Raw genomic sequence first — 18,267 nt, 5'->3', positions numbered from 1 at the left:
GGAGAAGCCACGACATGTCATGGTTCGATGCGCTGATCGGTGGCGGCGCTGCCCTCACCGGTGTCGGGATGCAGCAGGCATTCAGCTGGAGGAGCGAGCAGCACAAACATCTGCGCGAACAACGAGCGCGCGTCCGGCAGGAACAGCACGCCGTCCTGGTGGACGTCGTGAAGACCGGACGCCGGGTCCAACGTGCGCTCGTCGATATCGAGCGAGGACCGGACACCGAGAAGGCGCACGAGATCTTCGGGCGAGAGGTGGACCAGCTGACGGAAGTCGTTGCGGCGGTGAGGCTTCTCGTCACCGATCGCGCGATCCTCAAGGAGGCAAAGCGCTTCGAAGCGCACGCCAAATCACTGGAACGCGACTACCAGCGATCCGATCAGGGATCGCTTCGACTGACGCCACTCATCGACGCCATCCGAGACTTCGAAGGCACCGCTCAGTCGCCGGAGTGAGGCATCGACCTCCACGACTCGCCGTTCAGCCAGCCGCACGCCGCATGCTCCACATCTGTGTTGGCCGCTCCCACTGCATCGCGACGTCGCACGGGATCGCGCCGTTGACGACCTCCTTGCGGAAGTCACCGACGGCAATGCGCGCCAGCTCGGGGTTGGTGGCGACGCGGGCGGCGAGCTCGCGGACGCGGTCCTCGACGGCGGCGTCGTCCAACGCCTCCCAGGCCAAGCCGAGCTCGACGGCCTTCCCGCCGTTGATCTCCTCGCCGAACAGCGCCATCGCGGCGGCGGCCTCGCGGCCAATCAGTCGGGACAGGATGACGAAGTGCCCGCCGCCGGGGTGCATGCCGCGCTTCAGGAAGCCGGCGAGCAGGCGGGCGTCCTTCGCGACGATTCGCAGGTCCGCCGCCAGCATGTTCATGCCGGCGCCGACCGCCGAGCCGCGCAGCCGCGGCGATCGTCGACACCCTCACCTGCCCGAGTCGGTAGAAGGAGTCGTAGATCTTCCCCATGCCGTCGTAGGCATCCGGCGCCGCCGGGTCCTTGCCGGCCGCCGTCAGCGTCGCAATGTCGCCGCCGGCGCAGAACGATTTCCACACCGCCCGCACGACCAGCGCGCCGACCTCCGGTCGGGCGTCCACCTCGTCGAACGTCGCGATGAGCTCCGAGGCCATCTCGGGGGTTAGCGCATTGCGCCGATCCGGCGCGTTCAGCGTCACGATCGCGACGGCACCGTCGACCTCGAGCAGCACCTCACCGGAACCGGCCACGAGCCCACCTCTCAGCAGGAAAAGACCGACCCCGACGCCGGCCCACGACAACCCGTCAGGCATCAGACCACGGCCGGGTCCGTCCCTCACACCGGCCGGTTCCGTAGCTCCGACCCACGCACGGCGGTCTGTTCGCCAGCCGCCGACGCGAGCACCATCGGCAGGGCGGCGACGCCGCCGGGGCGTCGCCCGCCATCCCGAGAGGAGGGCGGCATGTACGCCCGATCCACCACCGTCCACGCCGACCCGCAGCGCATCGACGACGGCATCGCCCACATCCGCGACGAGGTCATGCCCGCGGTGCAGAGCATGCCCGGCTGCATGGGGCTGTCCATGCTCTGCGACCGCGACTCCGGCCGGTGCATCGTCACGACGAGCTGGGACTCCGAGGAGTCGATGAGCGCCAGCAGGGACGCGGTGATGCCGATGCGCGAACGGGCCACCGACGTGATGGGCGGCAGCTTCGAGGTCCAGGAGTGGGAGATCGCCCTGCTGCACCGGGCCCACCAGGCACCGGAGGGCGCGTGTTGTCGCGTCACCTGGACCCGCGGCGACGGCGCCCGCATGGACGAGGCGACCGAGACCTTCCGCACCGGGCTCATCCCGCGCCTCGACGAGATCCCGGGCTTCTGCAGCGTCAGCATGATGGGAGACCGGCAGACCGGCATGGGCGTCCTGACCGCCACGTACGACGACCGTGCGGCTCTGGAGAACTCCGCCCAGAGCGTGCGAGGGATGCGCGAGCAGTTCACCCAGCAGCTGGGTTCCGAGGTCATGGACATCGCCGAGTTCGAGCTGGCGATCCACCACCTGCGCGTCCCCGAGATGGCCTGAGGGGATGCCGGCCGGCGCGGCCGCAGACCGCGCCGGCCCTCGGGGCGCGGCGTGAGCGGAGGTCAGCTGCCGGTGCGCGCGACCTCGACGCCCGGCCACCCCGGGCCCGGCCGGAAGACCGGACGGCGCGGCGCCGGCTCGGCCAGCGGCGGCACGACCCGCAGCGTCGTCGTCTCCTGGCGCTGCTCCACCCGGCGCGGCAGGTTGTCGCGGCACCACCGCTCGCAGTCGGCCATCAGGTTGCCGGTGGACATCGCGCGGGGCATCCCGCTGGACGGCAGACCGGACAACGCTGTGCAGCTCCCTACGTGCGGACGACCTACTTCGGCGTCCTCACCGGGCCGGTGGCGTCGTCACCCGGGCACGGCAGACGCACGGTCGCGGAGGACCGGGAACTGCCGGGAGTGCGCCGGGAGACGGGGAAGGACGCAGCACCAACCGTAGGTGACGACGGCGCCGCAGCCCGGTATCCGGACGACCGGCGCGCCCCGGCTCAGCTCGCCGATCGGCGCATCGACCACATCTGCGCCGGGCGCTCCGACTGCATCGCGACGTCCCACGGGATCGCGCCGTTGACGACCTCCCTGCGGAAGTTGCCGACGGCGATCCGCGCCAACTCCGGGTCCTTGGCGACGCGGCCGGCCAGCTCGATGGCGCGGTCCTCGACGGCGGCGTCGTCCAGCGCCTCCCAAGCCAGGCCGAGCTCGACGGCCTGGTCGCCGTTGATCTCCTCGCCGAACAGCGCCATCGCAGCCGCGGCCTCCCGGCCGATCAGCCGGGACAGGATGACGAAGTGCCCGCCACCGGGGTGCATGCCGCGCTTGAGGAAGCCGGCCAGCAGCCGGGCGTCCTTCGCGACGATCCGCAGGTCCGCGGCCAGCAGCATGTTCATGCCGGCGCCGACCGCCGAGCCGCGCACCGCGGCCACCGTGGGCACCTTCACCTGGCCGAGCCGGTAGAAGGAGTCGTAGATCTTGCCCATGCCCTCGAAGGCGTCGGGCGCTGCCGGGTCCTTGCCGGCGTCGGTCAGCGTCGCGATGTCACCACCCGCGCAGAACGACTTGCCCACCGCGCGGACGACGAGCGCGCCGATCTCCGGCTTGGCGTCCACCTCGTCGAAGGTGGCGATCAGCTCGTCGGCCATCCCCGGGGTCAGCGCGTTGCGCCGGTCCGGCGCGTTCAGCGTCACGATCGCGACGCCGCCGTCCACCTCGAGCAGCACCTCACCGGAACCGGCCACGAGCCCACCTCTCTGTCGTTCGAACCGACTCCGATGTCGGACCGATCACCCGACTGGCATCAGACCATGCGGCCGCGACGGCGGCTCGGGCGGCCGGGCGCGAGCTGCCTGGCTCAACGGCCCGCCATGGACGGCCGGAGGAACCGCTCAGCCCGGTGTCCGTCGAGTACGACAGACACCGGGCTGAGCACCAGGCCGCGGAGGACTACTCGCAGCCGACGCCGTCGCCGTCGCGGTCCAGGTGCCGGCCGTAGCCGGGCTGACCGGCGCGCACCGGAGCGGCACCGGCGTTCCGGGCCGCGGTGCAGTTGTCGTAGTAGGTGCTGGCCTGGGGAGCCGGCGCTGCCGGGACGGGCGCGGCCCGTGGGGCGGGCTTGGGGGCGACCGCGGCCGCCGACGACGAGGCGGCCGCTTGCGCTGCTGCTTCGGCGGCGACGACCTGCGCCTCCCGCTCGGCGAGAGCAGCGGCCTGCGCTTCGAGCTCCGCCGACCGTGCGGCGAGCTGCGCCTCTCCGGCCGCCGTCGCCTCCGCGATCCGCTTCTCGGCCTCCGCGACCTGGTCCGCGAGGTCGTTGGCCTCTTCCTGTGACTCGGTCAGCTCGCTGCGCAGGGACATGAACGCGGGCGTCGCCTCGACGTCCTTCTCGTCCTGACCCGCGCTTCCGGCACCCACGCCGATGACGAAGGCGAGCAGCGGGACGGCCCAGACGAGCCACTTCTTGGGCTTCTTCTCGGCAGCGGGCGGCATCGGTGCGGGCATCCCCGGCATGACGCTGGTGTCAGGCACGATCGTTCCTCATTCCCCGTAGTGGTACGGCGAAGTGTCGCTACCTCGCACCCCCAGCGGGGTCACGGCGGAGGTGCCTGGGGCGCGCGGGGCAGAACGGGGCCGTTGAGGTCGGATCATCGGATCGCCCGGTTCCGCCACCCGGTCGTTGAGGCGCTGAGGGATGGCGGGTCAGGGCACTCGCCGGGGAGCACCACGGAGAACTAGCGTGGCTCATGGTCATCGTGGTGGTCGAGCTCCTGCTCATCGGCGTGGTCGGCCTGCTGTGCTGGTTCGTCGCGACGTCGGTGGTGACCGCCCTCCGCGCCGGGAGTCCGGCGGCGCCCCACCTGCCGGCACGCGAGCGGGCGGACGTCGCCGCGGCCATCGCGCAGGCCCGCTGGCTTCCCGGCCACGACGAGGTCGACGGCCGGACCCGGATCCTCGTGCGCCGCACCTACATCGGCCTTGACGGGCACCCCGTCGTGCTGGAGGCGCGCGTCCTCGAGGAGTTCCCCGCCAAGGACCCGGCCTGGGAGGCGCGGTTCACCGAGGGCATGGCGCAGGCGCGGTTCCGCTGCACCTACCTGAACGCCGAGGAGTCGCGGTAGCGCGGCGTCAGACCGACTCGGGGACGCGCTCGTCGGAACGGCGACGGATCGAGCGGACGGTGCGGGTTGCCGTCTTGCGGGCCAGCTCGAACAGCGGACCGGTGTCCCACATGCGCCGCTCGGCGGCCTCGTCGTCCTCGATCGGCGCCCGCGGCTCGACCGGCGCGGCCGACCGCTGCACCTGGCGCTGGGCCGCGGCCTGCAGCCGCGCCCGGCGGCGCTCCAGCACCTGCTCCTTCTGCCGGTCGACGCGCTCCTTCTCCGCCATCACCAGCAGCTCCTGCTGCGCCTGCTCGACCTCGATCCGTGCCGACTGCTGCAGCTCCTCCACCGAGAGGTCGCCGTCGTCGCGCAGCTCGGCCAGCCGGTCGTAGGTCGAGCGCGGGCCGAAGTTGAGCAGCATCTTCATCAGCACCGGAAGCAGCTCCACCGCGATGAACAGCAGCGCGAGCATGTAGTGGGCGATCGCCATCGTCGCGTTCGACTCCGACAGGGACGACAGCGCCTGCAGCCGGATGAGGATGCCGGTGTTGTCCGAGTTGGTGGCGTCGAAGGCCGCCTGCAGCTCGGCCTTCTGCGTGGTCAGCCGCTCCAGCTCCGCCTCGTCGGTCTCCAGCGCGGCAGCCGCCTGCGACATGGCCCGCGACGCACCACCCGAGACACCGTCCCGCGCCGCGTCCAGGTCGGCCTGCGCCGCCGCGACGACGGCCAGCTGCGCGTCGGCCGCGGCCCGCGCCTGCCGGTAGGCCTCCCCCGTGCCGGCGTCACCGGTGCCGCAGGAGCCGTCAAGCTCGCACTGCGCCTTGGCGTCCAGCTCGCGCTGCCGCGCGACCGCCGCGTCGTAGGCCGCCTGCGCGTTGGCCACCTGGCCCTGCAGCACGGCCAGGTCCGACGACGACTCGCCACCCGAGGCGACGACGGCGCGCTCCGCCAGCACCTTCTCCTGCAGCTCCGGCAGGCCGGCGAACCGGGCGTCGGCGTCCAGGGCGCGCGAGTACTTGTCCGAGTTCTCCGCCTGCAGCGCGACGATCTCGGTGTCGATCTCCTTGTGGAAGATCTGCAGCGTCAGCGGCGTCGAGATCACGATGCCCAGCACGAGGGCCAGACCCACCCGCGGCACCGCCATCAGCAGGTTCCGCTTGAGCGACGAGTCGTGCGCCATCCCGACCAGCAGCATCCGGTCGAGGTTGACGATCACCGCGCCCCAGCCGAGGCCGAGCAGCAGCGAGAACGGCCACCAGACGCCGAGGGCCATGTGCACGGCGAACGCCGCCGACAGCACCGCCAGCCCGCCGGTGGAGAGCAGCACACCGCCCAGCGCGACGAACCGCGCCCGAGCACCGGGCGCCACCTCCAGCACGTCCGAGCGCGCGCCGGCCAACCCGGCCAGCCACCCGCTCATCCGCCCACGTCGTCGCGCCATCCCGCAGCTACCCCCTCAGGTGGCGGGATAGAGAGCCTCCGCCGCCTACCGAACCGTTATCGGCGGGGCGAGGCGCCAACGGAACCGCGACCTCGCAGGTAGGGCGCCCGCCCCCGGGGGGACGTGTGACCAGGGGTGCCCGCTGGTAAGTCCTGTGGCCCGTGGAGTTGCGGGACGCGGTCAGCCACGAATTCGCCGTCGTCGGGTCGTAGGGTCCGGCGGTCGACGCGGACGTCCCCGGCCGTCGCGTGTGCTCGCCAGGAGGAGATCGCCATGCAGGACACCCCGGACTCGAACGAGGCCGCGGTCTCGCCCACCGCCGAGACGCCGACCTCAGCCCTCGACTCGACGGAGCCGTCGACCGTCCTGGCCGAAGTGCTCCCTGGGATCGCCGTCGTCTTCGGTGACGTCCTGCCGGAACTCCGGAAGGACCTGATCGACTTCGGGCTGGTGTCGAGCGCCGACCGCACGCAGATCGCGACCGCTCTCGCCGCGCTGGGCAGCGGGGCGACGATCGTCGGCAACGTCGCCAACGCCGTCGCGAGCGTCCAGGGGCTGTACCGGCTCGCCGACGCGTCCCAGGCGCTCCTGAACGCGGGCGGGCACCTCGCGATCAAGGACGGCGCGAACCTCGGCGCCATCTTCGGCGCCCAGGGGGGCATCGTCGGTCAGGCCCGGTTCATCCCGCAGGCCGTCACCGGCGCCCAGATGGCCGCAGCGCTCGGACCGGCGCTGGCCGCGATCGCTCTCCAGGTCAAGCTGAACGAGATCACCGGCCTGGTCCGGACCAACATCGCGCTGACCAGCCAGGTGCTGACCTCCATCCGCACCGAGCAGTGGGCCGAGCTCACCGGGCTCGTCGCCACCATCGACCGGACCGTCGAGCAGGCACGCGAGCTCGGCTCGGTGCCGGACTCCCTCTGGCAGAGCATCGCCGGCAGCGCCGCCGTCCTGAACAAGCAGCGCGAGCTGTACCGGGACAACGTCCGCGAGCACGTCCGGCAGATCGAGGGCACGGACGCAGCCCAGCGCCGCGAGTACCTCCAGCGGAACGCCGAGGCGATCGTCTTCGACGCCCACGCGCTGCTGTCCTCGCTCCAGGCGTGGACCGGCTACCAGGCTCTCCGCGCCGGCAAGGCCCGGACCGCCGGCCGGAACGACCCCGACGAGGCGCGACTGGTCGACCTCATCGCCCGCGACACCCAGAAGGAGTTGGACCCGGCGCTCGCGGAGATCAAGGGCCTGGTCGCCTCGCTGCGGCACGAGCTGCGCCTCCTCGCCGAGCTGCCCGGCCGCGGCGACTCACTGGTCCCCTCGCTGCTCGGCTGGCGCAAGGACGCGAAGGCGGCCCGCCAGATCTCCGTCCGCCTCCTCGAGGCGATCACCCCGCTCGCCGACGCCCTCCAGCCACCGGCTCCTGCCCTCGAGGCGCCGGACGTCGTGTGCGCACCCGAATCGCTCGGGCTCGAGCCGTACCTGCGGGTCCTCCGCTGGTTCCTCGAGGACGACGAGACCCTCCGGGTCCTGGCCTTCCCCGACGAGCTCGATGCGGGTGGATCGCTGTCCTCGCTCCTCGGCGGCGCTGTGGACCTGCTGACGTGGTCGGACAAGAGCGAGACGCGGACGCTGGTCGCCGTCACGGACCGCCGCATCGTCACGGCACGGACGAACGCCTTCCTCGAGGAGGGCGAACTCGGCGGCGACATCCCGCTCGACGACATCCGCTACGTCCGGGCGGCGACCACGGAGGCCAAGAACTCCCGCGTGGCCGTCGACCTCATCACGCGTGACGAGAACGTCCGGTGGCTCTTCCCCGCCAGCATCGAGAACGAGCAGGTGGGCGCGCTCGCCTCCGTGCTGGCCGAGTCGATGGCCATCCCGGACGCCGAGCGCCAGGAACTGCGCCGGCGCCACCTCGTCGCCATCGAGGCCGGCCCGGACGCTGCCCAGGTCGGCTGACCGCGTCGCAGCAGGTCACCGGTCGAGGGGACGACGCGCGATAGGATCGTCGGCGTTCCTGAACGTCCCGTGTGTAACTACCTGCTGTCGGCCTCGCCCGGCGGACAAGGCGGCACGCCCGTCTTCCCCCGAGGTCATGACGCTCCCCCGACTCACCGAGTCCCCGCTCGTCCGGTCCGCCGGCTTCTCCTACTTCCCGATCGCCTTCGTCGCGCGGCTGCCGTTCGCGATGATGGTCGTCGGGGTCCTCACCCTCGTGGTCGCCGAGCGCGACTCGGTGGCCCTCGGTGGGCTGAACTCCGCAGTCGCCGGCATCGGCACCGCCCTCGCCGGACCGCTGCTGGGCGCCGCCGCCGACCGGTTCGGCCAGCGCCGGGTGCTCGTCCCGCTCGGACTGCTCAACGCCGTCCTCCTGGGAAGCTTCGTCCTCGTCGTCCGCAGCTCTGCCCCTGACCTCGCCGTTCTGGCGCTGTCGGTGCTCATCGGCGCCACCGCGCCGCAGGTCGCGCCGCTGTCCCGCACCAGGCTGGTCGCGATCATCCGGAGCAAGGTCCAGCCGCACCGCCGGGAGAAGCTGCTCAACGGCACCATGGCTTACGAGTCGGCCGCCGACGAGATGGTGTTCATCGTCGGCCCGTTCCTCGTCGGCGCGCTCGCCACCGCGATCGCCCCGTGGGTCGCCATCGCCGGCGCCGCCGCGCTGACCGCCGTCTTCGTCACCGCCTTCGCGCTGCACCCCACCGGCCGGCTCCAGCCCGGCACGGCCGAGCAGCACGCCGACCGCGCCCCGGCGAGGGAACTGGCCCGGCTCCCGCTGATGACCGTCGTCGTCGGCACGCTCGGCGTCGGGCTCTTCTTCGGCGCCACCCTCACCAGCCTCACCGGCTTCCTCGCCGACGGCGGGGACGGCGACCGCGCCGGCCTGCTCTACGGCGTCATGGGCATCGGGTCGGCCGCCCTGGCCCTGGGCTCGGCCGTACTCCCCCAGCGGTTCACGCTCCGGGCCCGCTGGCTGGTGTTCGGCGCCGTCCTCCTCGCCGCCGCCATCGGCTACGCGACGGCCCGCTCGGAGGCGGGGCTCATCGTCGCCCTGGCGATCCTCGGCCTGGGCATCGGCCCGACGCTGGTCACCCTCTACAGCCTCGCCGCGACGCTCAGCCCGGCCGGCCGCTCGGCGACCACCATGACGATGCTCGGCTCCGCCGTCGTCGTCGGCCAGGCGGTCGCCTCCGCGCTCACGGGCGCCGTCGTCGACAGCTCGGGCCCGACCACCGCCCTCGCGCTGCCCGCCGTCGCCGCCGCCCTGGTGCTCGTCTGCGGCGTCGCCCACCGGGCACCGGCGCAGCTCCCGGTCGCCCAGGACCGGGAGCTCGTCAGCGCATAGCTCAGACGCCGCAGTGGGCCAGCGCCTGCAGCAGCAGCGCGCTCTGCCCGTTGGCCAGTTCGGCCAGCACGGTCGGCTCGCGCACCTCGTACGGGCTGAACCAGGTCAGCTCGAGTGCGTCCTGCTGCGGGGCGCAGTCGCCCTCGACCGGGACGACGTAGGCCATCGACACCGCGTGCTGCCGCGGGTCGTGGAACGGCGTGACGCCCGGCGTCGGGAAGTACTCGGCGATGGTGAACGGCTGCGGCGACGTCGGCACCCGCGGCAGGGCCAGCGGGCCGAGGTCCTTCTCCAGGTGCCGCAGCAGTGCCGAGCGCACCCGCTCGTGGTACAGCACCCGGCCGGACACCAGCGCCCGCTTGACCTGGCCGTCCTCGCCGATCCGGAGCAGCAGCCCGACCGCGGTGACGGTGCCGTGGTCGTCCACCCGCACCGGCACCGCGTCCACGTAGAGGATCGGCAGCCGCTCCCGGGCGGAGTCCATGTCCTCGCGGGAGAGCCACCCCGCGCCCGATTCCGTCACTTCGGTCATGTGCTCTGTCTAACCCATGATCGTCGGGATCGGGCGGCGGAGTGGGGCGCGTCGCAGCTCAGTCGCCGGTGAAGCTGGTGACGCCGAAGTGCTGGTCGCCGTCCTCGTCCTCCTGCACCAGGACCGTGTAGGCCTGGCCGCCGACGACGGCGTCGCAGGTGTCGCCGTCGCACTCGATGGTCTCCACCTCGCCGCCCTGGCCCTCGATGAACTCGGTGACGGCGGACGCGGTGTCGGCGTTCGCGTCGTCCTCGTTCTGCTTCCACAGGAAGACGCCGACGACGGCGAGCGCGGCCACGATGACCGCGGTGCCGGCGCTGATCAGCAGGCCGGAGTGCCGGGTGAAGAAGCTCTCGTGCTCCTCGCCGACCGGGGTCCAGCCCTCGCCGGACGGCGTCCCGGAGGCGGGCTCGCCCTGCGCCGGCGGGACGACGGTCGGCTCCTGGGCCGGACCGGTCGGCTGGGGGTTGTCCGTGCTCATCGCGTGCTGCTCCCGTTCGGGTGGCGGACGGCCACCAGCCAGCCGGACTCACGGCTGCGCGCTCAGCCGTCCAGCTGACCGCTCAAGCCTCCCACGCCCGGCTGGGAACGCCGCTCAGGCACCGCGCCAGCCGGGGTCGCGGCCGGTCGCGCCGAGCAGCCGGTGCAGCAGCGGGGCGTCGTCCGGTACCGGCACGCGCGGTCCGTAGAGGCCGAGCCGCGCCTCCGGCTCGTCCGGCACGGAGTCGGCGAACTGCAGGCACGGGCGCACCGATCCGCCGTCGGGCGCGTACCCCTGCCCGGTGGCGACGGCGAGGTCCCAGCCGTGCACCACCAGCTCGTCGAGCGCGACGACGGCCATGTCCGGCGCCGGCATCCGCACTCCCCCGGCCTCGGTCTCGCCCTCCCACGCCGCCGGCTTCCGCCAGGCGGCGACCAGCGCGTCGAGCTGCGCGGGCAGCCGGCTGCGCCAGTCGTCGGCGAGCGCGCCGGCGTCGGCGGACGGGCCGTCGGGCTGCGGCACCTTCTCCGCGGCCATCCGGAAGGCCAGCGTCAGGCCGACGAGGTGGTCGAGCAGCGCGCCCACCGGCATGCCGGGGCACGGGGTCGGGTCGCCGAGCTGGTCGTCGTGCACCCCGGCCACCACCCGCGCCACCTCGGCCGCCGCGGGAGCCAGGTCGATCGTCGTCGTCTCCATGCCGGGTAGGACCCGACCGGCGGGCCGGAGTCATCGCGGGCAAGGTAGGTCGGCGTGAGCGACCCCTTCGACCTGCAGCGGTTCGTCGACGCCCAGCGCGCCACCTACGACCAGGCGCTCGCCGAGCTGCGCGCCGGCGAGAAGCGCACCCACTGGATGTGGTTCGTCTTCCCGCAGATCGCCGGGCTGGGCCGCAGCGGGATGGCCCAGCGGTTCGCCGTATCGGGCCTGGAGGAAGCCCGCGCCTACCTCGCCCACCCCGTCCTCGGGCCGCGGCTGGTCGAGTGCGCCCGCGCGCTCACCGGCCTCGACGTCGACGACCCGGTGCAGGTGATGGGGCCGGTCGACGCGCAGAAGCTGCGCTCGTCGATGACGCTGTTCGCGCACGCCGACCCGGACCAGCCGGTGTTCCGCCAGGTGCTCGACCACTACTTCGGCGGCGCCGAGGACGACGCGACGACGTCCCTGCTCTGAGCGTCAGACCCGCGCGGCCGCCTTCGGTGCGCGCAGCTCCCCGATCGGGACGGCGCGGGAGAACAGCCACCCCTGTGCGTACCGGCACCCCATCTCCAGCAGCACGTCGCGCTGCGGCACGGTCTCCACGCCCTCGGCGGTGATCGCGCTGCCGGTGGTGGCGGCGAAGTCGATGAGCAGCTGCACCAGGGCGCGGTCGCGGTCGTCGGTGAGCACCCGCTGCACGTAGGAGCGGTCGATCTTCAGCCCGTCGGCGGTCACGTCCCGCAGGTGGCGCAGCGCCGTCCCGCCGGCCCCGACGTCGTCCAGGGTCACCTTGAACCCGGCGGCCGAGAGCTGGGCCAGCGGCTCGGCGGCCGGCGCCAGCTGGTCCACGACCAGCGACTCCGGCACCTCGACACGGATCAGCGCCGGCTGCAGGGCGGCGTCGGTGGCGGCGTCCAGCAGCACGTCGCGCAGCCCCGGCGTGAGCAGCCGGTCGGTGCTCACGTTCACGTTCAGCGAGACGAGCGCGTCCCGGCCCGCCTCGGCCTCGGCCTGCCGCCAGTCGGCGAACTCGCGGGTCGCCGTCCGCAGCACCCAGTCGTCGAGCGCGACCAGCTGCCCCGAACGCGCGGCCGCCGGGAGGAAGGCGTCCGGCGTCAGCAGCCCGAGCCGCGGGTGCTCCCAGCGGACCAGCGCCTCGAGGCTGGCCAGGCGGCCGTCGGCGAGCTCGACGATCGGCTGGAACAGCAGCCGGAACTCGCCCCGCTCGACCGCCTCGGCGATGCTCGTGCCCAGCAGCGGGTCGGCGTCCACCGACGTGGAGACGACGACGGGGCCGTGGATCACGTCGCCGCCCTCGCGCTTGCCGGTGTACATGGCCAGGTCGGCGGCCCGCACCAGCACCCGCGGGTCGGTCTGCCCGCGGGCGGCGGAGACCGCGACGCCGACGCTGGCCCGCACCCGGGCGGTGGCGCCGTCGTCCCGGCTCAGGGTGGCGACGGCGGCGTGCATGCGGGCGGCGATGTCCTCTGCGATGCCGGTGACGGCGACGTCGCCGGAGCCGCCGGTCTCGATGTCGAGGCACACCGCGAACTCGTCGCCGCCCAGCCGGCCGACCAGGTCGTCGGGGCGGGCCACGCCGGCCAGCGCGCCGGCGACCTCGCGCAGCAGCGCGTCGCCGCGGTCGTGGCCCAGGGTGTCGTTGACGGCCTTGAAGCCGTCGAGGTCGAGGTAGAGGACCGCGGTCTGGTGGCCCGGCTGGGTGGCGCTGCGCCGGCAGGACTCCTCGACGCGGGCGAAGAACGCCTCCCGGTTGGCCAGCCCGGTGAGCGGGTCGCGCAGCGCCTGGTCGGCGAGGTCGCGGGCGACCGCCGACAGCAGCACCGGCATCGCGACGGCGCGCACGGTGGCGCCGTCCTGCACCAGGACGTGGTCCTGCACGTAGGCGGCCGGCCGGGTGATGGCGCGGCTGGACGCCTCGACGACGGAGGTGTCCGGGGTGACGGTGAGGGCGTCCCACTGCGCCATGTCGGCGACCCGGCGGCGGCCGTAGAGGGAGCGCCCGTAGCCGTACGGGCCGCTCATCAGCGCCTCGAACCGGCCGCGCTCGACCAGCCCTACGACGCCGTCGAGCTCCGGGTGCTGCACGACCGCGCAGCTGCTGGTCGAGCGGCCGAGCAGGCGGTCCAGCTCCTCGCAGGTGCTCGTGCCGGGCAGGACCGGCACGTCGAAGGCCAGCTCCCCCACCGTCGCGGGGGCCTCGCGCGCGTCCGCGAGCGCGCGCCAGCCGCCCTCCAGCATTCCCATGGTCATGCTGGGGTTGTCGTCCTGACGACGGTGTTCCCGCAGCTCAGCGGCCCGTTCTCACCCGGGAGGGGTGTGACCGCCGCGACACCGGCCCGCCCGGACGGACGGCCCTCTCGCGGGGGCCCTCCCCCGCTCCCGGGTGTCGCAGCGCACGGCGGGCTGCCCTGCACGGCGCGGCCGGTTCGGGAAGAGTGGCCCGGGTGAGCGAGAACAGCGGATCCGGTTACGTCGAGAAGGACTACCAGCGGGACACGAAGTACATCTCCGACCGCATCACCGCCGACGGCCGCGACGGCTGGCCGGTGGAGGCCGGTCGCTACCGGCTGGTCGCCGCCCGCGCGTGCCCGTGGGCCAACCGCTCGATCATCGTGCGCCGGCTGCTCGGCCTGGAGGACGCGATCTCGATGGGGCTGTGCGGCCCCACCCACGACGAGCGCAGCTGGACCTTCGACCTCGACCCCGGCGGCCGCGACCCGGTGCTCGGCTACGAACGGCTCCAGGAGGCGTACTTCGCCCGCGACCCGGAGTACCCGAAGGGCATCACGGTGCCGGCGGTCGTCGACGTCCCGAGCGGTGCCGTCGTCACCAACGACTTCCCGCAGATCACGCTCGACCTCTCCACCGAGTGGACGCAGTTCCACCGCGACGGCGCCCCGGACCTCTACCCGGAGCACCTGCGCGAGGAGATGGACGAGGTGATGGAGCGGGTCTACACCGAGGTCAACAACGGCGTGTACCGCTGCGGCTTCTCCGGCTCGCAGCGCGCCTACGACAAGTCCTACGCCCGGCTGTTCAGCGCGCTGGACTGGCTGGAGGAGCGGCTCTCCGGGCAGCGCTTCTTGATGGGCGGCACGATCACCGAGGCCGACGTCCGGCTGTTCACCACGCTGGCCCGCTTCGACGCCGTCTACCACGGCCACTTCAAGTGCAACCGGCAGAAGCTGACCGAGTTCCGCGCCCTGTGGGGCTACGCCCGCGACCTGTTCCAGACCCCGGGCTTCGGCGACACGATCGACTTCCCGCAGATCAAGGAGCACTACTACGTCGTCCACAAGGACATCAACCCGACGCAGATCATCCCGGCGGGTCCCGACACGTCGGTCTGGCTGACCCCGCACGGGCGCGAGGAGCTGGGCGGTTCCCCGTTCGGCGACGGCACCCCGCCCGGACCGGTCCCCGCCGGTGACGAGGTGCCGGCCGACCACGGCCCGGGCGGCGTCCCGCACCGCTGAGCGGACGAGGCTCCCAGCCGGGGCACCTACCATCGGCAGCTCGGACCGCCGGCTGGGGAGGACGACGCATGCCGCTCCGACCGCGCCGCCGACCGGAGCACGGGCAGCCGACCGACCGGGTGCCCACCCGGCCGATGCCCGCCGCCGGTCCGGCACCCGAGCAGCCGTGGGCCCCGCCGGGATACCCGCCACCGGGCTACCCGCCGCCGGGCTCGTACCCGCCCCCGCAGTACCCGCCTCGGCAGCACCCGGAGGACCGGTACCCGCCGCCCGGGTACCCGCAGGACCCGTGGGCCGCTCCGCCGGCCGAGCCGCGCCGTCCCGGGCGCCGTCCTCGTGAGGCGCGCCGTCGGCGGGGAGTTCCGCCACCGGCCGCTCCGCCGCGGCCGAGGCGCCGCCGCCGGCTGCTGCGCCGGTTCGGCGCGGTGGCCGGCGTGCTGTTCGTCGTCCAGCTGCTCGTGCTCGTGTCGCTGCGCTGGATCGACCCGCCGACGACGGCGTTCATGGCCGCCAACCCGGACGGCTCCATCCAGCAGTCGGTGCCCATCGAGCACGTCTCGCGCAACCTGCTGGCGTCGGTCATCGCGCACGAGGACCAGGACCTGCCCCACCGCAGCGGCGCCTTCGACTGGAGCGAGCTCGCCGGCCGCGCCGAGGCGCACCTCAAGGGCGGCGAGGACCCGTCGGGTTCGACCATCCCGCAGCAGGTGGCGAAGAACGTGTTCCTCAGCTCGTCGATGAGCGTCTGGCGCAAGGGGGTCGAGGCGGTGCTCTCGACCGAGATGGCCTACCTGCTCGACGACCGCCGGATGCTCGAGCTCTACGTCAACTACGCGCAGTTCGGCCCGACGATCTACGGGATCTGCAGCGCCAGCTGGTACTACTTCGACACCCCGCCGTCCACGCTGACGGTCGACCAATCGGCGCAGCTCGTCGGCCTGCTCCCCTCCCCCGGGCACGTACAGCGGGCGCCCGGCGGCGGGCTCGACTTCGACGTCGCCGACGGAAAGGGCTGGCTGTCCCGCTCGCACGTGCTCAACGCGCAGAAGCGGGTGCCGCCGCACCTGGCCAGCAAGGGGTTCGGCCCGGTCGAGGACGTCGGCGTCGAGGGCCTGGCCTCCGACCAGCCCGACGCCGGCGACGACTGCTCCGAGCGCCCCGAGGCGATCGCCGAGCTGATCGCCGAGGAGGGCACCGGCTGAGCCTGTGGAAACCGTCGGCGGGAGGTCGCCTCCCGCTGCCACGGTGTGCCGCATGACGAAGCCACCGCTCGCCGACGTCCCCGTCCGCACCGCTGACGAGCTCACCGCCCGCTGGCACGCCCTCCTGGGCGAGCCGGTGTTCGGCGCCCGCGCCCTCTGGCTCACCTGGCTCGACGACGGGCTGATGGTGCCCGTCGTCATCCCGGTCGACGGCGTCCCCGCGGTGCCCGACCGGCCGATGCTGGCCAACCTCGCGGACATGTGCGAGCAGGTGGCCGCGGCGCACGGGCTCCTGCTCGGGCACGTCGCCATGGCGCTCTGCCGTCCGGGCCGGCCGTCCGCCACCCGGGACGACGACGCGTGGGCGACCGCCCTGCGCGAGGCGTTCGCCGGATCGGACCTCACCTGGAGCCTGCACCTGGCCGCCGGTGGCGCGATCGTGCCGCTGGTCGACCTCCCGGGCTGACGGAGCCCGCTGCTAGGAACGGTGCGTGCCTCCCGCGACGCGTGCCCGAACGAGCCGGCAGCCGGGTGTGCCGGTCACCGAGCTGACCATCGACCGCGGGCAGGCCGATCCCGGCCGCTGGCCGTACACGATCCCGGTGGTGCGGCAGATCTACGACGAGGGCCTGCGGCTGCACCCCGGTGCCACGGTGCTGATCGGCGCCAACGGCGCCGGGAAGTCCACCGTCGTCGAGGCGGTCGCCGCGGCGTGGGGACGGCGGATGTCGGCGTTCCGCGAGGACTGGCTGCAGCAGGCCGTCGCCGAGCCCTCGTCGGAGGACTCCGACCTGCACCGCGCGCTGCGGCTGTCGTACACCCGCGGCGGGCCGACCGGCGGGGTCTTCCTCCGCGCCGAGCGGCTGCACGCCCAGGCCGACAAGTTCTCCGGGCGCGGGCGGTGGGCCGAGCGGATCGAGGGGCCGATCCTGCAGCGCAGCCACGGCGAGGGCTTCCTGCAGGTGCTCGCCGGCATGGTCGCCGAGCCGGGGTTCTACGTGCTCGACGAGCCGGAGTCGGCGCTGTCCTTCGACAGCAGCCTGGTGCTGCTCTCGATCATGAGCGACATGCTGGCGGCCGGCAGCCAGATCCTGCTCGCCACCCACTCCCCCGTGCTCGCCGCGCTGCCGGGGGCGCAGCTGCTGCAGCTCGGTGAGCACGGCGTCGCCCCGGTCGAGTACGACGACTGCGACCTCGTCACGTCGTGGCGCGCGTTCCTGGACCGCCCCGAGATGTTCCTCCGTCACCTGCGCTGAGCTGCGGGAACGCGCCGGGAACTGCCAGAGGTGCTGGCCGGCGTGCGGGCCGGCGCGCCGGTGCGGGTCCTCGAGGGTGGGCCTCGCACAGTTGTGCTCTGCCCCGTGGAGCGGGGCAGAGCACAACTGTGAGTGAGCCGGACCGCCCGCGCACGACGGCGCAGCGGCCGCGGCCGTGCCCGACTCCGCACGGTCACCGACGCGCGCGATCCTGTTCCGCTCCAGGCCCCCTCCGAGCACAGTGAGGCCCTGCGGCGGGGCCGCCAGGGCGTCGCTGCACGGCACCAGGGGGAACCGCACATGTACGCACGCTCGACGACCATCCACGGGGTGCCGGAACAGGTCGATGCCGGCATGGTCTACACCCGCGACAAGGTCATGCCCGCGCTGATGGGCATGGACGGCTACGTCGGGATGTCGATGCTCGCCGACCGGGCGACCGGACGCTGCATCATCACCAGCTCCTGGGTCGACCGCGAGGCGATGCGGCGCAGCACCGACGCGGTGAAGGGTCTGCGGGCGCGGGCCACCGACATCCTGCGCGGCCCGGCGGAGGTCCAGGAGTGGCGGATCGCGGTACTCCACCGGCTGCACGAGGCCCCGGACACCGCCTGCACGCGGGTGATCTGGACCCGGCACGCCCCGGCGCGCATCGACCACGCCATCGACGCCTTCGGGGTCAGCGTCGTCCCCCGGATCTCGAACCTGCCCGGTTTCTGCAGCGTCAGCTCCTTCGTCGACCACGACGCCGGGCGCGCGGCCACCGCCATCACCTACGCCGACCGCGCCGCCATGGAGGCCGTCGCCGAGCAGGCCGCCGCCCTCCGCGAGGAGTTCACCCGCCAGACCGGCGGCCAGGTGGAAGAGGTGGCGACCTTCGAGCTGGCGCTGGCCCACCTGCGGGTGCCCGAGACGGTCTGACCCGGCGGGCGCGGGCGCAGCCGGGCCGACCGGTCAGGCCGCCCGCGCCTCGCCTGCGGACGGCAGCTCGGGTGCGGCCAGCAGCGCCGCGGCCGCCGCCGCGAGGACGTCGCGGTCCAACCACTCCAGCAGGAACCGCGATCCGTGCACGTCCACCACGTGCACGTCGTCGGGGATGCGTCGCTCGCCGGGTCGCGCGGTCATGGCCCCATGCCACCACCCGCAGATGTCGGGCAG

At 73.4% G+C, this 18,267-nt stretch carries 21 protein-coding genes and 1 pseudogene; 11 read left to right on the top strand and 11 right to left on the bottom strand.

Annotation, left to right across the window (positions count from 1 at the left end; translation table 11 throughout):
- Positions 1-14 precede the first annotated feature (14 nt).
- Positions 15-458, top strand: a complete 444-nt coding sequence (locus tag DQ241_RS05035) for a hypothetical protein (RefSeq protein WP_113829085.1) — start codon at positions 15-17, stop codon at positions 456-458.
- A gap of 25 nt (positions 459-483) precedes the next feature.
- Here DQ241_RS05035 and DQ241_RS21265 read toward each other — a convergent pair whose 3' ends face one another.
- Together DQ241_RS21265 and DQ241_RS21260 are read right to left on the bottom strand one after the other, a co-directional pair.
- The gene (locus DQ241_RS21265; protein ID WP_255410957.1) at positions 484-879 is read right to left on the bottom strand and encodes an enoyl-CoA hydratase/isomerase family protein; all 396 of its coding nucleotides are present in this window, start codon (positions 877-879) and stop codon (positions 484-486) included.
- Positions 880-967: 88 nt separating this feature from the next.
- A pseudogene (locus DQ241_RS21260) lies at positions 968-1,291 on the bottom strand (enoyl-CoA hydratase/isomerase family protein); the annotation flags it as partial.
- Between the two features lie 150 nt (positions 1,292-1,441).
- On the opposite strand from DQ241_RS21260, the gene DQ241_RS05025 reads away from it, so the two are divergent.
- Positions 1,442-2,062 (top strand): antibiotic biosynthesis monooxygenase, encoded by a 621-nt coding sequence (locus DQ241_RS05025; protein ID WP_113829084.1) that lies wholly within the window; start codon positions 1,442-1,444, stop codon positions 2,060-2,062.
- A gap of 62 nt (positions 2,063-2,124) precedes the next feature.
- Here the strand turns inward: DQ241_RS05025 and DQ241_RS05020 are convergent, their stop codons facing one another.
- The 3 genes from DQ241_RS05020 to DQ241_RS20815 form a co-directional block, all read right to left on the bottom strand.
- Positions 2,125-2,328 carry a hypothetical protein gene (locus DQ241_RS05020; protein WP_147252328.1) on the bottom strand — a complete coding sequence of 68 codons (204 nt, stop codon included), beginning with the start codon at positions 2,326-2,328 and terminating at the stop codon, positions 2,125-2,127.
- Between the two features lie 227 nt (positions 2,329-2,555).
- Positions 2,556-3,302, bottom strand: a complete 747-nt coding sequence (locus tag DQ241_RS05015; protein WP_113829082.1) for an enoyl-CoA hydratase/isomerase family protein — start codon at positions 3,300-3,302, stop codon at positions 2,556-2,558.
- Between the two features lie 205 nt (positions 3,303-3,507).
- Positions 3,508-4,089, bottom strand: coding sequence for an excalibur calcium-binding domain-containing protein (locus tag DQ241_RS20815; protein WP_233492218.1), 582 nt, complete (start codon positions 4,087-4,089; stop codon positions 3,508-3,510).
- A 215-nt stretch (positions 4,090-4,304) separates the two neighbouring features.
- Between DQ241_RS20815 and DQ241_RS05005 the strand changes: the two genes are divergently transcribed.
- Complete coding sequence (locus DQ241_RS05005) at positions 4,305-4,679, top strand: hypothetical protein (protein ID WP_113829081.1); 375 nt, start codon at positions 4,305-4,307, stop codon at positions 4,677-4,679.
- 7 nt (positions 4,680-4,686) lie between these two features.
- Here DQ241_RS05005 and DQ241_RS05000 read toward each other — a convergent pair whose 3' ends face one another.
- Positions 4,687-6,081, bottom strand: a complete 1,395-nt coding sequence (locus DQ241_RS05000) for a DUF4407 domain-containing protein (protein ID WP_233492217.1) — start codon at positions 6,079-6,081, stop codon at positions 4,687-4,689.
- A gap of 294 nt (positions 6,082-6,375) precedes the next feature.
- On the opposite strand from DQ241_RS05000, the gene DQ241_RS04995 reads away from it, so the two are divergent.
- The gene (locus DQ241_RS04995; RefSeq protein WP_113829079.1) at positions 6,376-8,061 is read left to right on the top strand and encodes a hypothetical protein; all 1,686 of its coding nucleotides are present in this window, start codon (positions 6,376-6,378) and stop codon (positions 8,059-8,061) included.
- 136 nt (positions 8,062-8,197) lie between these two features.
- Positions 8,198-9,445 (top strand): MFS transporter, encoded by a 1,248-nt coding sequence (locus DQ241_RS04990; protein WP_113829078.1) that lies wholly within the window; start codon positions 8,198-8,200, stop codon positions 9,443-9,445.
- Position 9,446: 1 nt separating this feature from the next.
- Here the strand turns inward: DQ241_RS04990 and DQ241_RS04985 are convergent, their stop codons facing one another.
- The 3 genes from DQ241_RS04985 to DQ241_RS04975 all read right to left on the bottom strand — a co-directional run bounded on the left by DQ241_RS04985 (position 9,447) and on the right by DQ241_RS04975 (position 11,154).
- A complete protein-coding gene (locus DQ241_RS04985; protein ID WP_113829077.1) occupies positions 9,447-9,977 on the bottom strand; it encodes an NUDIX hydrolase family protein in 531 nt (176 codons plus the stop codon).
- Positions 9,978-10,035: 58 nt separating this feature from the next.
- Positions 10,036-10,458 (bottom strand): hypothetical protein, encoded by a 423-nt coding sequence (locus tag DQ241_RS04980; protein ID WP_113829076.1) that lies wholly within the window; start codon positions 10,456-10,458, stop codon positions 10,036-10,038.
- A 114-nt stretch (positions 10,459-10,572) separates the two neighbouring features.
- Positions 10,573-11,154, bottom strand: coding sequence for a TIGR03086 family metal-binding protein (locus tag DQ241_RS04975; protein WP_113829075.1), 582 nt, complete (start codon positions 11,152-11,154; stop codon positions 10,573-10,575).
- Between the two features lie 54 nt (positions 11,155-11,208).
- Between DQ241_RS04975 and DQ241_RS04970 the strand changes: the two genes are divergently transcribed.
- On the top strand, positions 11,209-11,628 hold the full coding sequence (locus DQ241_RS04970; RefSeq protein ID WP_113829074.1) for a DUF1810 domain-containing protein: 420 nt from the start codon (positions 11,209-11,211) through the stop codon (positions 11,626-11,628).
- 3 nt (positions 11,629-11,631) lie between these two features.
- Here DQ241_RS04970 and DQ241_RS04965 read toward each other — a convergent pair whose 3' ends face one another.
- Complete coding sequence (locus DQ241_RS04965; RefSeq protein WP_113829073.1) at positions 11,632-13,425, bottom strand: bifunctional diguanylate cyclase/phosphodiesterase; 1,794 nt, start codon at positions 13,423-13,425, stop codon at positions 11,632-11,634.
- A 194-nt stretch (positions 13,426-13,619) separates the two neighbouring features.
- Between DQ241_RS04965 and DQ241_RS04960 the strand changes: the two genes are divergently transcribed.
- The 5 genes from DQ241_RS04960 to DQ241_RS04940 all read left to right on the top strand — a co-directional run bounded on the left by DQ241_RS04960 (position 13,620) and on the right by DQ241_RS04940 (position 18,030).
- Entirely contained in the window at positions 13,620-14,651 is a 1,032-nt protein-coding gene (locus tag DQ241_RS04960) for a glutathione S-transferase family protein (RefSeq protein WP_113829430.1), read from the top strand.
- A 68-nt stretch (positions 14,652-14,719) separates the two neighbouring features.
- Positions 14,720-15,853 carry a transglycosylase domain-containing protein gene (locus DQ241_RS04955; protein WP_233492216.1) on the top strand — a complete coding sequence of 378 codons (1,134 nt, stop codon included), beginning with the start codon at positions 14,720-14,722 and terminating at the stop codon, positions 15,851-15,853.
- A gap of 52 nt (positions 15,854-15,905) precedes the next feature.
- On the top strand, positions 15,906-16,319 hold the full coding sequence (locus DQ241_RS04950) for a hypothetical protein (RefSeq protein WP_113829072.1): 414 nt from the start codon (positions 15,906-15,908) through the stop codon (positions 16,317-16,319).
- A 25-nt stretch (positions 16,320-16,344) separates the two neighbouring features.
- Positions 16,345-17,109: an AAA family ATPase gene (locus DQ241_RS04945; RefSeq protein ID WP_199584094.1), complete on the top strand. Its 765-nt coding sequence runs from the start codon at positions 16,345-16,347 to the stop codon at positions 17,107-17,109.
- Positions 17,110-17,439: 330 nt separating this feature from the next.
- Positions 17,440-18,030, top strand: a complete 591-nt coding sequence (locus DQ241_RS04940; protein WP_370444371.1) for a hypothetical protein — start codon at positions 17,440-17,442, stop codon at positions 18,028-18,030.
- 33 nt (positions 18,031-18,063) lie between these two features.
- Here the strand turns inward: DQ241_RS04940 and DQ241_RS20510 are convergent, their stop codons facing one another.
- Positions 18,064-18,234, bottom strand: coding sequence for a hypothetical protein (locus DQ241_RS20510; protein WP_158545874.1), 171 nt, complete (start codon positions 18,232-18,234; stop codon positions 18,064-18,066).
- Positions 18,235-18,267: the final 33 nt, after the last annotated feature.

This window comes from Blastococcus sp. TF02A-30 (genome assembly GCF_003319185.1).
Classification (GTDB): Bacteria; Actinomycetota; Actinomycetes; order Mycobacteriales; family Geodermatophilaceae; genus Blastococcus.
This window is presented reverse-complemented; position numbering and strand designations above follow the sequence as displayed.

Bases quoted from the DNA above. Each gene is read 5' to 3' on its own strand.
- DQ241_RS04955 (WP_233492216.1), top strand. From the start codon at position 14,720: ATGCCGCTCCGACCGCGCCGCCGACCGGAGCACGGGCAGCCGACCGAC.
- DQ241_RS05000 (WP_233492217.1), bottom strand. From the start codon at position 6,081: ATGAGCGGGTGGCTGGCCGGGTTGGCCGGCGCGCGCTCGGACGTGCTG.
- DQ241_RS04985 (WP_113829077.1), bottom strand. From the start codon at position 9,977: ATGACCGAAGTGACGGAATCGGGCGCGGGGTGGCTCTCCCGCGAGGAC.
- DQ241_RS20510 (WP_158545874.1), bottom strand. From the start codon at position 18,234: ATGACCGCGCGACCCGGCGAGCGACGCATCCCCGACGACGTGCACGTG.
- DQ241_RS04975 (WP_113829075.1), bottom strand. From the start codon at position 11,154: ATGGAGACGACGACGATCGACCTGGCTCCCGCGGCGGCCGAGGTGGCG.
- DQ241_RS04990 (WP_113829078.1), top strand. From the start codon at position 8,198: ATGACGCTCCCCCGACTCACCGAGTCCCCGCTCGTCCGGTCCGCCGGC.
- DQ241_RS05035 (WP_113829085.1), top strand. From the start codon at position 15: ATGTCATGGTTCGATGCGCTGATCGGTGGCGGCGCTGCCCTCACCGGT.
- DQ241_RS04980 (WP_113829076.1), bottom strand. From the start codon at position 10,458: ATGAGCACGGACAACCCCCAGCCGACCGGTCCGGCCCAGGAGCCGACC.
- DQ241_RS05005 (WP_113829081.1), top strand. From the start codon at position 4,305: ATGGTCATCGTGGTGGTCGAGCTCCTGCTCATCGGCGTGGTCGGCCTG.
- DQ241_RS05020 (WP_147252328.1), bottom strand. From the start codon at position 2,328: ATGCCCCGCGCGATGTCCACCGGCAACCTGATGGCCGACTGCGAGCGG.
- DQ241_RS21265 (WP_255410957.1), bottom strand. From the start codon at position 879: ATGAACATGCTGGCGGCGGACCTGCGAATCGTCGCGAAGGACGCCCGC.
- DQ241_RS04950 (WP_113829072.1), top strand. From the start codon at position 15,906: ATGACGAAGCCACCGCTCGCCGACGTCCCCGTCCGCACCGCTGACGAG.
- DQ241_RS04995 (WP_113829079.1), top strand. From the start codon at position 6,376: ATGCAGGACACCCCGGACTCGAACGAGGCCGCGGTCTCGCCCACCGCC.
- DQ241_RS05025 (WP_113829084.1), top strand. From the start codon at position 1,442: ATGTACGCCCGATCCACCACCGTCCACGCCGACCCGCAGCGCATCGAC.
- DQ241_RS04965 (WP_113829073.1), bottom strand. From the start codon at position 13,425: ATGACCATGGGAATGCTGGAGGGCGGCTGGCGCGCGCTCGCGGACGCG.